Raw genomic sequence first — 10,847 nt, 5'->3', positions numbered from 1 at the left:
TAAGCATAGCGTTTGGTTTGAATACATCATACTATGGCAGCTAATTGGTTCGCACACATGGCGAGAAGAAGCAGAGCAGTGGCTAGCAGCCTGGCAGCTTGTGCAAGCCGGCTGATTTGCCTGAGCGGCTTACTACTGTTAACCCAACTAGCAGCAGGCCAGGAGCGACGGCGCATTCCGGTGCGAGAAAACCCACAGGAGCAGCAAAAGCAGCAAGCCCCCGTCCGGGAATCAAAGGCCGCGCCGTTGCCCGCCAAAAAGCTGGAAGAAGCCCTGCGCCTACTCCTGCAGGCCACCTCCGATTCGGCCCAGGCACCCCGGCAGCAACGCACCATGGAGATAGAGGGGCTCATTGTAGATCAGACGATCAGCAAAGTTGGCCACGACTTCTACGACCTGTTCTACACGCAGTTTGAAGCGCCGGCCGGCACCGATGATTACGTGATAACCCTTTTGGAAAAGCCCAGCCGCGGCACGGCTACGCTAATTATGGTTAGCGTCAACGAAAGCGACTTGCTGGAAATGCCCCTGCAGCCCAAAGCCGAATATATAGAAGCCGCTGTGGCGGAAGCTATCGGCACCGTGGTGGCTTTTCTGCAGGAAGCCAGCAATGTTAGCCGGCAGCTGGAAAGAGGAGCGAAGCAGCCCCTCGAAACCTTTTAACGCATCCCACCTCTCACCCTTCCTTATTTACCCAGTGCGTATGAAAATTTTTTCTCTCTTAGTTGGGCTAGGCCTGTTATTTACGGCGCGTAGTGCCGCCGCGCAAGATTTCGTGTATGAGCCCAAAAACCCCAGCTTTGGCGGGGGCAACAGCTTTAACTACTCCTGGTTGCTGAGCTCAGCAACCTCCCAGGATACCAACAAAGACCCCAATGCCTCGCAGGCCCGCGCCGCCACCGATCCGCTGGCTGATTTTGCGGCGGGCCTAAACCGGCAGATTCTGAGCCAACTCACTGACCGCTTTATCTCTGATCAGTTTGGAAAAGGCGCCGTACGGGCCGGCAACTATACGGTGGGCGGCTACCAGATTCAGGTTACGCCGGGTAACTCAGGCGTAGTAATTCAAATTAGTGACCCCGCTACGGGCAACCAGACCACCGTTACTATTCCCTCTATTCCCTAGGGCTATACGCTTGGTATTTAACAGGCTTGCTGCCTGGGTCAACATACTAGCACCTATTCGTTCTTGTACATGAAATCACTTTCTACCTGTTTAGGTGGACTGGTTGGGCTATTGCTTACTGGCTGCAGCCCCTATTTCCATCAGCCTTTTTCTACGGAGCGGGCCCGTTTAGGGGCTGAGGTAAACGGCAACCAGGCCATGCAGGACTTGCCCACGCCCAGACTGCGCACCGTAGTAGCCGTTTATAAATTCCGCGACCAGACCGGCCAGTACAAGCCTCAAACCAACGGGTCCAGCTTTTCTACGGCCATCACGCAGGGTACCACCACCATCCTGCTCCGCGCTCTGGAAGAATCGGGCTGGTTTGACCCCATCGAGCGTGAAAACCTGGGCAACCTGCTCAATGAGCGCAAGATTATCCGCTCTACAAGAGCAGAATTTACGGAGCAGACGGGCGTGAAGCAGCCCGTACTGCCGCCCTTGCTGTTTGCCGGCACTATGCTGGAAGGCGGAATCATCTCTTATGATGCCAATATGCTTACCGGGGGCGCGGGCTTACGCTACTTTGGGGCCGGGGCATCGGGGCAGTATCGCCAGGATAGGGTTACAGTGTACCTGCGCGCCATTAGCACCAGCAACGGGCGCATCCTTAAAACGGTGTACACCTCCAAAACCATCCTCTCCCAGCAGGTTGATGCCAGCCTGTTCCGGTTTGTGAATTTCAAGCGGCTGCTGGAGACAGAGACGGGCTTCACCTATAATGAGCCCAGCGAAATGGCCGTGAAGGAAGCCATTGAGAAAGCTGTGCAGGCCCTTATTTATGAAGGCATGCTGGATGGCTTGTGGCTGCCCAAAGACTCCACCGACCTTAGGGGGCCAAAAATGCGGCAGTACGTTCAGGAGCGGGAGTACGGTAAGCATTATGATGTGCTGGGCCGCCAGGTAATGCAGCGGCAGCCCGCGCTAGGCCTATCCCTGACTGCTGGCGCCCAGCGCTATGCCGGCGACTATGCCTCCCCCCAAACCCGGCCTGTGGTACACGGGATGCTGAGCTACCAACTGCCCGGTGGGCGCTGGAGCCCGTTTGTAGCGGGCGGGCAGGGCCGGTTGGCCTCAGAGCGGTTTTTTAATCAGCGCTTCTACTACGCCGAGGCAGGCGTGCAGACGCGGCTACTCCCTACAGACCGGTTTACTCCTTACCTGATGGGCGCTGCCGGAGCTACCCTACGAGCCTCTGGCTCAGTACCAGGCCGAGCAGATCAGCCCAGAGTTGTACCGCACGTTACTATAGGAGCAGGGCTAGAGTATCAGGTGAATTCCCGCGTGAGTGTAACGGGGGGGATAGACGGGCGCTTGTTTTTGCGTGATGACATTGATGGAGCCAACGTGGGCCGCTACAACGACAACTCTGCTGCCGTACGGGCTGGACTGGTTTATCTAATTCAATCCAAGATGCGGTCAACCTCAGCTGATAAGTAAAAATCTCTAAAAATGAGTGACTTAAAGTCCTGTTTTAGGTGAATTGACTTTTTCTCACAAAAATTTTAAATAAATTATTATCCAGTTACTTGAATATTAACTTTTATTATATATGTTTGTACTGTTCTTCCGGTAGGGCCAAATAATACACAGTAAAGTTCCTTAATTCATTCCCAACCCATCCACTTTTTAACTTTTCCTTTATTATGAAAAAAGTACACTTGTTAGCAGCTGCAATGTTATTTGCTGGCGTTGCAAACGCTCAAAGCACCACTCGCCAAGCGTTCCGTCTCGTAAACGATTGCATTGGCTGTGGTACCGTGACAGTATCTCCTCGTTCAGCTACCCTTGGCAACCCAAACTCTTACACTGCTCCAAGCGCAGCCCAGATCGATAACTGCTCAGAAGTAGTGCAGGGTGGTGCTGGCGTTGAGGCAGGCAACGAAAACATTGCAGTGGTTGACCAGACCGGGACTAAGAACATTGCTAAGCTCAACCAGCTGGAAGGCGACCGTAACTATGGCCGTCAGGAGCAGGTAGGTACCGACAACCGTGCGCAAGCCAACATTTATGGCAGCAGAAACACTACTCTGCAATTGCAGCGTGGTTCAGGTAACCGTGCCGGCATCAACGTAGACCAGGTAACGGGTGATGCTAACCCAAAATCTACCGACAACGGCAACGACAACTGGGCTCAGCAGCGTCAGCGTGGTGCCGGTGATGGTGAAGGCACAAACAACATTGCTAACATCAACCAGTTCGGTAACTCTAACCTGGCTTCTCAGGACCAGACTGGCAACAGCAACAGCGGCAACATCTTCCAGCACACCAACTTCAGCACGGCTGTGCAGGTGCAGACGGGCAACAGCAACACCGCTGCTACCTACCAGGGCCGCGACAACACTGGTGCTGGCAACGTACCAGCCATGGCAACCGAGTCATACCAGCGGAGCTCTATCCTGCAGGGTGGCAACAGCAACTCGGCCCTCGTAAACCAGGATCACTAAGCTACTGCGCTAGTTTGCTAGCGTAGATAACTGCCGGCCGGGTGCCAGCTTCTTGCCGGAGAAGTTGGTGCCCGGCTTCGGTTAGCTAAATAACGTATCCCCACTCCGTTCTAATGGAAAGCTCTATGCATTATATACGTACTCTACTAGTAGCTGGTATTGTCAGCATAGGGGCTGGCACTGGCGCCGTTGCTCAGCAGCTAGGCCGTAGTGAGGCAGCCACTGCCGAGCAGCGCTTGGCCGAGGACATAGGTGCCGACTGGCGCAACCTGCCGGTAGTGCTGCAGAACGTGCAAAACCTCTCCGAAATCGTTCAGAAGGGCGATAATAACAAGGCTAGTACTATTCAGAACAACCCTGGCAACACGGCCAACCAAGCCTATATTATGCAGGTAGGCGACTATAACGAGGCAATGCTTCGGCAGATGGGCAGCGGCAATGCCACGCGCATCACGCAGGACGGCAACGACAACAAAGTAACCAGCGCCGTGAAAGGCGATAATAACACTACCGAGCTAAACCAATACGGTGACGGCAACCAGCTACTGCGAGATGTAATTACAAATGGGGCCGATGTAAAGCTCACCCAAACCGGTAACAATAACGCACTTATACAGCGAGGAACAGAAACCCTGGCTCCACCAAAATATGAGGTAGATATGCGAGGCAACGGTATTAAGCTCACTATTGAGCAAGGGCGTATAGGCCAGTAGGCCCTCAGCATCTAGCTTCTTACTTGACACAATGAAGGTCAGCCTCGCAAGAGAGCTGGCCCTTTAGTGTTTGTATAAGCCAGTAAGTCATAAATAAGATAATTTTTAGATGAAGATTTGAAATATAACGGTTGCTAATATTGCTATAGAAAGAAAGTGCTGTATATTTATAACTAAAACTACCATCGTTATAATCCCATTTATGTACGCACTTCTATTTATACTTTGTAGCACGTGTATTGATGTGCTTAACCCTTGTCGTGCTTGGATTAGTACAAAAGAAACTGCACAAGACGTGATTGTGACCGGGCACTGTCGCAGTCTGGCTGCCCAAGCGGCTACTTATAAGTATGAGCTGTTGCTGCTGCGCCGGGGCCCGGGCGGGCAGTCGTCTAACAAGCAACAGGGGCATTTTGAGCTGAAGCCTGGGCAAACTGTTACGCTGTCGGAAGTACGGCTTAACCTAGATGAGCGCACCAGCTTTGTAGGGCAGTTACGCATTTTAGATGCGGCAGGCCAGTTAGTGGCTCAAGACTCCGTCCGGCACGTGGCTTCCCGCCCTTAACTTTCAACCAGCATGGCGGGCTTTTAGTTATTTGATCGACTCAAGAAAGTGCGCAAGTGGCCTGGCAGCTGCAAACGCAAGCAAGCCAATGCTCTAACCTACCCAGTTCTCTCCTTCCATTATCCCCACCCACCTCAATGCTGGTTGTCTATTCGCGCTTAGTTAAGCGCTTTACGCTGAGCAGAAGCCTTTATCTGCTGTTGCTGCCCTTATTGGTAGTGTTGAGTGCTTGTGAAGACGACCCGGTTGAGCCGGTGTATTACGGAAGCGTGCAGGGGATTGTGCGCGATGCGCGTACCAACCAGCTCTTGCCGAGTGTATCCATCACTACCACCCCCGCCACTTCCTCGCTGGTGACGGATGCACAAGGGGTATTTGACCTGAGCAACGTGCCCACTGGCCGGCTTACGCTGGTAGCTAGTAAAGCTGATTATCAGCAAACAACCGTAGCCGTAACTATAGATGAAAACAAGACTACTACAGTAACTATTCTGCTGGCAAAAAGCCTGAACACAGCGGCCCCATCGGCCCCTAACCGCCCGTCGCCCGCTGACCAGGCGCAGGTGCCCGGCCCCGATGTGAAGCTGGAATGGCACCCCGTGAATGCCACCCGCTCCGACTCGTTGAAGTACGATGTGGTATTGTACGAAGGCAGCAACGGTAGTAGCAGGTCGCTGCTGACCAATAGCCGAGATACCACTGTAACTGCCACTGGCCTACGCTATAATACCACGTACTTCTGGCAAGTAACGGTGCGCAATGCGGGCGGAAGCGCCACCCGGTCTAACCTGTGGAGCTTCCGGACCGGCCCCCTCCCCGACAACCGCTACCTGTTTGCGCGGGAGGTAAACGGCAATACCGACATTTATTCCAGCAATGAATCGGGTAGCACGTTGCAGCGGCTCACCACATCTGCCTTCATTGAGACTGCGCCTCAGCTCAGCCCCAACCGCGACCGAATAGCGTATACCTCGAACGCAACCGGGCAATTCCAGCTCTACACCATGAACCGGGATGGTTCTGATGCCCGCCAGATAACGCTGCTACCCGTAGACGGGTACTTTAACCAAGGCATAGGGTACCACTGGTCACCGGACGGGGCTCAGCTCATTTACAGCAGCTACGACAAGCTCTACCGCATCAACCGGGATGGTACTGGCCTAGCGCTGCTGGCAACAGCCCCGGCCGGGCGCCACTTCCGCGAGTGCGACTGGACGGCCCAGGGCAACCGCATTGTGGTGCAAACGGTTGGTATCAGTGTGTATGACTCAGAGCTGTACTTGTACAACGCCGATGGCTCAAATGGTAGTTTGCTGGTAGGCAACGTGCCCGGCCGCCTCGATTCACCTTCCTTCAGCGTTGATGGGCGACGGGTAATGTACACGCGCGACGTGGATGGCTTCAGCGACATTATGGGCCGGCAGCTGAACGCCCATATTTTTACGCAAAACCTCGATGGCAGTGGCCTAGTTGATGTTTCGGCGGGAGTAAACAGTAGCACCAGCACCGGTAAGCCGCTTGGGTTTAATGACATTACCCCGCGTTACTCTCCTGATGGGGCGCGTATCCTATTTGTGCAGGTGAACAATGTGCCAAATTCTACCCCAGATGTATATACTGTTGAACTGGACGGCCGCAACCGGGCCCGTCTTTTTCAAAACGCCTTCCTGCCCGACTGGCGCTAGCCAGGCGCCACGCTTGCCAGTATAACCGTAAAGAGCCCTCGGCAGCACATGCGCCGAGGGCTCTTTACGGTTTGTAGGCCACGCCAGCGCCTACCATATGTGAGGGCCGTGCCGGGTGCAATGTAGCCGGTAACTACTCACCCGTCAGCTCAAACTCATGCCCGCAGTTGAAGCAGTGGCACTGTGGAGCCTCAGGGGCCAGGAGCCACAAGCGGAGCTTTGTGAACAGGCTATCAGAGGGCTGCGGGGTGTGGCGGCATACCACATCGTGGTGGTGGCAGCGGGGGCAAAGGGGGCTGGCTTGCTCCTCCAGGCTGTTGGGCTGATCGGGGAGGGCGTGCATAGGCGAATGCTGCGGCTGCAATAGCTCGTGCGCGGCTGCTACATCTTGCTCACGCACATACAGGCGCACCCCGCCCGAGACGGGGCCATAGGGGCGATGCTCATTGCCGAGGAAACACGGAATGCCTTCGGCATCCAGTTGGCTTTTAGCTAAGTGAGCGGCAAACGAGTCGGCGAAAGTGGTGAGTAGCACCACCGCTGAGCCAGCATTGAAGGCGGAAGTCATAAGAAACGGGCCAGCGCTGAAGAGTACGCAAAGATGCACCCTTGTTCTAACAAAAGAAGCACCCGATTGGGTGCTTCTTTTACTGATAATCTGAAGGTTGAGCTTACTGAAATAAAGTCAGAGCCTTGATAAAGGTTTGGGCTACACCCCACACCAGCGGGATGCCAACGAATAGCCAGGCAATAGCCAGAGAAACCGTTGAACTGGTTTCTACCGGAGCCGACGCAGAGGAATTAGGTTGTGCACTCATCATGAAGTCTGATTAGGGAAAGGAGAATTAATGGCCGCCGGCCTCTACCGTTACGGGGCCTTTCTCATTGTATTTCTCGTTTACGGCTCTCACCGCCAAGTTGGCTAATAGGCCTACTACCAGCAGGCCAGCCATGGCGTAAAACACCGTTTGATAGGCGGCCGCGCCCGTGAAGCCTTCGGCCTTGCGGCTCTCATGTAAATAGTTAACGATGAGTGGACCCAGGACACCAGCCGTGCTCCAGGCTGTGAGCAAGCGGCCGTGAATAGCCCCCACTTGGTACTTGCCAAACAGGTCAGACAAGTACGCCGGAACGGTGGCAAAGCCTCCGCCATACATACTAATGATAACGCATGCCACCAGCACAAACAAGGCCAGCTGCAGGTTGTGCGCCAGGGTAGGAATTACGGCGTACAGCAGCACCCCAAGCCCAAAGTAAATCATGTAGGTAGTCTTGCGGCCCAGCTTATCCGAAGCCGAGGACCAGAAGAAGCGGCCCAAGAGGTTAAACAAGCTGAGCAGGCCTACAAAACCCGCCGCGGCGGCCACCGTTACACCACGGCCAGCTCCCATGGCCTTATCCGAGAAAGTGTCTTGAATTAGAGGAGAAGCAGTTTCCAGCACGCCAATGCCGGCTGTTACGTTGGTAAGCAGTACTACCCATAGCAGCCAGAACTGTGGCGTTTTGATTGCATTATCGGCCGATACGTTGCCTGAGGTAATCAGGGCGCTGTGCTCAGCGTTAGGTACGTAGCCCGCGGGAGCCCAGTCATCGGCAGGCACCCGAATGGTCCAGACGCCAAACTGCATGAAAAGAAAGTATATGATGCCCAGTGTAATGAAGGTGGGAGCCACGCCCATAGGCGCCATATCCTTGAAGTGAGCCATAAGAGCCACCGACAGCGGCGAGGCAATCATGGCGCCGCCACCAAAGCCCATAATGGCCATGCCCGTAGCCACGCCTTTGCGGTCAGGGAACCACTTAATAAGCGTGCTCACGGGCGAGATATAGCCAATGCCCAGGCCAATGCCACCCACAAAGCCATACCCGAAATACAGCAAAGCCAGGCTGTGCAAATGCACCCCCAGCGCCGCAATCAGAAAGCCACCCCCAAAACACAGGGCGGAGGCCATCATGGCTTTGCGCGGCCCTACTCTTTCCAGCCACTTACCAAAAATGGCCGCCGATAGGCCTAGCAGCACAATGGCAATGGAGAAAATCCAGCCGATTTGAGCGGGAGTCCAGTCGCCGGCGGCCGGGTGGTCTACGTCGCCGCTGAGCAGTGCGCCCAATGGTTTCTTGAACACACTAAAGGCGTAGGCCTGTCCAATTGCCAGGTGAATGGCCAAGGCGGCCGGTGGCACCAGCCAGCGGTTGTAGCCCGGCCCGGCAATTGTACGGCTGCGGTCTAGTAAAGAAGCATTTGCCATAAGTGGAGTGGTGATGTGGGAAAGTAGGTGAAAGAACAGACGGCCAAGCAGCTTGCCGGAACACGGTTCCGGCTGTACGGATTGGTAACCGGTAAGGTAGAACCTTACGCGAGCTTTTTTGCCTGGAATAAGGTATTTTTTGCTAAGTAGCTATAGCTAAAGTATGTTGCTGGGTAGTATTAGCTGACCTCAACAGGAAGCTACTCCTCAGCACGTACGAGCTTCACCAGAAAAAGGTGTAGATACATCTATATATCCGGCGCCTATATAGGCGTTTGGGCCTGTAGTGTGGTTTAGGGCGGGGCTAGTAGGTAGAGGTCCGTCGTGCCAACCAGCGCAGCCTAACGGGCTGACTGCCGCTTAAGCATCCGTTTTTCTGCTACTGTCTTCTAACCCCAGTAAGCAGAAGCCAGCGGATTCTGTTTGTCTGTCAAGCTTACGCAGCGCTAGCCTTACTCCGCCGACTGGCCTAGCAGCCAACCTTTGGGGCCTTTGGCCCGGCAGCCTTTCAGGAAATTCTCAATTCCTTGCCGCATAGCCTTGGCCATCCGTTGTTGAAACTCCGCCGATACCAGTAGCTTCTCGTCTTCGGGGTTCGATACAAAGGCAGTTTCTACCAGCGCATTGGGGTACTCCGTGGGGCCATTCAGCCCGAAATTGAAGTTGCCTACGTTGCCAAAGCCCGGTAGGCCAGTAGCCAGCATTTGCTCATACAAGGCCACTGAAAGCGGGCGAAACGCTACGTAACGGTAAAACGTACTAGTGCCTCGCACGGTAGGGCTGCCCGAGGAGTTTACATGAATACTCACCAGCAAATGGGGTTGCCGCTGGCGCAGCAACTGCACCCGGGCCCCATTCTCAACGGTAACATCCTGGTCGCGGGTCATGAGTACCAGGGCCCCGGCCTGCTCCAACTCCCGGCGTAGCTGCCGGGCAATAGCAAGGGTAAGATCTTTTTCTCGTGCCCCACTAGCGCCGGTAGCGCCGCCGTTGCTGCCCCCATGGCCAGCATCTACGGCAATGGTCAGGCCCCGCAACCGCAGCTTCTGGGGCGGGCGCCTCACCTGAATCTCCAGCACATTGCCGCGGTACCCAATATGGTAGCCCCAGCTTTGGCGGTGGCGCAGGTGCAGCACCATCCGAACCACATCGGGTTCAATCTGCTCATAGGTTACGTCGCCTAGTTCCTGCAGACCAGCGCGCTGAGTTATCCAGTTGGTATTGGAGGTGGCCCCATAAATATCCACTACTAGTCGGCTGGGCTTGGTGAGGAGCTGGGAACGATAGGGCAGGCGGGCGGTGAGGGGCACCCGCACGTAGTCAAGCAGCGAGTCGCCCTGTACGCTCCAGGAGCCGGTGAGAGATGCCGGCACAAAGCCACCGGGGGGCAGCAGCCGTACCACTTCCTGCGGTACCCAGGCAGTTTGGTGCCGGCTGAGCTGCACCCGGTACAGGTCGCCCACGCGCCCGGTCAGGTGCAGAACCACCAGTGAGTCGAGGTAGCCGAGCTTAGCGCCTCCCAGGCGGTCTTCGCCCAGGCCATAGTTTAAGTAGGCCAGGGGCCCGCGTGTGGTGGCCAGCACTGGAACACTGGGGTTCAGGAACCGGATGGTGTTTTTGCTTCGAGCAGTGGCCGTGAGGCTATCTGGAGTAAGCAGTTGAAAGCTGATTGGGCGGTCCTGGAGGGTATCGGTGGGTTGTACTAGGTAGGTGCCTTGGTATATGCCCCGTTTCCCGTTGGTTAGTGCTGGCGCCAGCTCCGTGAGCGGCTGCCCGTTCAGGAACGTTACGCGGGCACCAGGCTGGCCTACTACGCGTACCTGCAGCCGGTCGCCGGGGCTGAGCCACTGGTTGGCGGCGGGTACTGTTTCGGCGGTTTCAATTAGCCGAGACTGCTGCGCCCAGGCAGTAGCCCCCATCAGGAGGCTGCCGGCCAGTGCTAGGCCACTTATGAGCTTGTGCAAAATCTTCATTAAACGGCACGAACAAACAAAAGCCCCGCGCACGGCGGGGCTCAGGAAAA

At 55.4% G+C, this 10,847-nt stretch carries 11 protein-coding genes; 7 read left to right on the top strand and 4 right to left on the bottom strand.

Features of this window, described 5'->3' with window-relative positions; genetic code table 11:
- Positions 1 to 57 precede the first annotated feature (57 nt).
- The 7 genes from HMJ29_RS06345 to HMJ29_RS06315 all read left to right on the top strand — a co-directional run bounded on the left by HMJ29_RS06345 (position 58) and on the right by HMJ29_RS06315 (position 6,575).
- Positions 58 to 663, top strand: coding sequence for a CsgE family curli-type amyloid fiber assembly protein (locus HMJ29_RS06345; RefSeq protein WP_171590686.1), 606 nt, complete (start codon positions 58 to 60; stop codon positions 661 to 663).
- A 40-nt stretch (positions 664 to 703) separates the two neighbouring features.
- Positions 704 to 1,126: a curli production assembly/transport component CsgF gene (locus tag HMJ29_RS06340; protein WP_171590685.1), complete on the top strand. Its 423-nt coding sequence runs from the start codon at positions 704 to 706 to the stop codon at positions 1,124 to 1,126.
- 69 nt (positions 1,127 to 1,195) lie between these two features.
- Positions 1,196 to 2,605, top strand: a complete 1,410-nt coding sequence (locus HMJ29_RS06335) for a CsgG/HfaB family protein (protein WP_171590684.1) — start codon at positions 1,196 to 1,198, stop codon at positions 2,603 to 2,605.
- A 206-nt stretch (positions 2,606 to 2,811) separates the two neighbouring features.
- Positions 2,812 to 3,612 (top strand): hypothetical protein, encoded by an 801-nt coding sequence (locus HMJ29_RS06330; protein ID WP_171590683.1) that lies wholly within the window; start codon positions 2,812 to 2,814, stop codon positions 3,610 to 3,612.
- Positions 3,613 to 3,737: 125 nt separating this feature from the next.
- Entirely contained in the window at positions 3,738 to 4,325 is a 588-nt protein-coding gene (locus tag HMJ29_RS06325; RefSeq protein WP_171590682.1) for a hypothetical protein, read from the top strand.
- 301 nt (positions 4,326 to 4,626) lie between these two features.
- The gene (gene csgH / locus HMJ29_RS06320) at positions 4,627 to 4,890 is read left to right on the top strand and encodes a curli-like amyloid fiber formation chaperone CsgH (RefSeq protein WP_171590681.1); all 264 of its coding nucleotides are present in this window, start codon (positions 4,627 to 4,629) and stop codon (positions 4,888 to 4,890) included.
- A gap of 137 nt (positions 4,891 to 5,027) precedes the next feature.
- The gene (locus HMJ29_RS06315; RefSeq protein WP_171590680.1) at positions 5,028 to 6,575 is read left to right on the top strand and encodes a carboxypeptidase-like regulatory domain-containing protein; all 1,548 of its coding nucleotides are present in this window, start codon (positions 5,028 to 5,030) and stop codon (positions 6,573 to 6,575) included.
- A 133-nt stretch (positions 6,576 to 6,708) separates the two neighbouring features.
- On the opposite strand, the gene HMJ29_RS06310 is transcribed toward HMJ29_RS06315, so the two are convergent.
- The 4 genes from HMJ29_RS06310 to HMJ29_RS06295 form a co-directional block, all read right to left on the bottom strand.
- A complete protein-coding gene (locus tag HMJ29_RS06310) occupies positions 6,709 to 7,143 on the bottom strand; it encodes a putative signal transducing protein (RefSeq protein ID WP_171590679.1) in 435 nt (144 codons plus the stop codon).
- A gap of 103 nt (positions 7,144 to 7,246) precedes the next feature.
- On the bottom strand, positions 7,247 to 7,396 hold the full coding sequence (locus tag HMJ29_RS06305; RefSeq protein ID WP_171589546.1) for an MFS transporter small subunit: 150 nt from the start codon (positions 7,394 to 7,396) through the stop codon (positions 7,247 to 7,249).
- Positions 7,397 to 7,420: 24 nt separating this feature from the next.
- On the bottom strand, positions 7,421 to 8,824 hold the full coding sequence (locus tag HMJ29_RS06300) for an L-lactate MFS transporter (RefSeq protein ID WP_171590678.1): 1,404 nt from the start codon (positions 8,822 to 8,824) through the stop codon (positions 7,421 to 7,423).
- Between the two features lie 452 nt (positions 8,825 to 9,276).
- Positions 9,277 to 10,797, bottom strand: a complete 1,521-nt coding sequence (locus HMJ29_RS06295; RefSeq protein ID WP_171590677.1) for an N-acetylmuramoyl-L-alanine amidase — start codon at positions 10,795 to 10,797, stop codon at positions 9,277 to 9,279.
- Positions 10,798 to 10,847 lie beyond the last annotated feature (50 nt).

The organism is Hymenobacter taeanensis, assembly GCF_013137895.1.
Taxonomy (GTDB): Bacteria; Bacteroidota; Bacteroidia; order Cytophagales; family Hymenobacteraceae; genus Hymenobacter; species Hymenobacter taeanensis.
The sequence above is the reverse complement of the archived record's forward strand: the minus strand, read 5'-3'. Positions and strand labels throughout refer to the sequence as shown.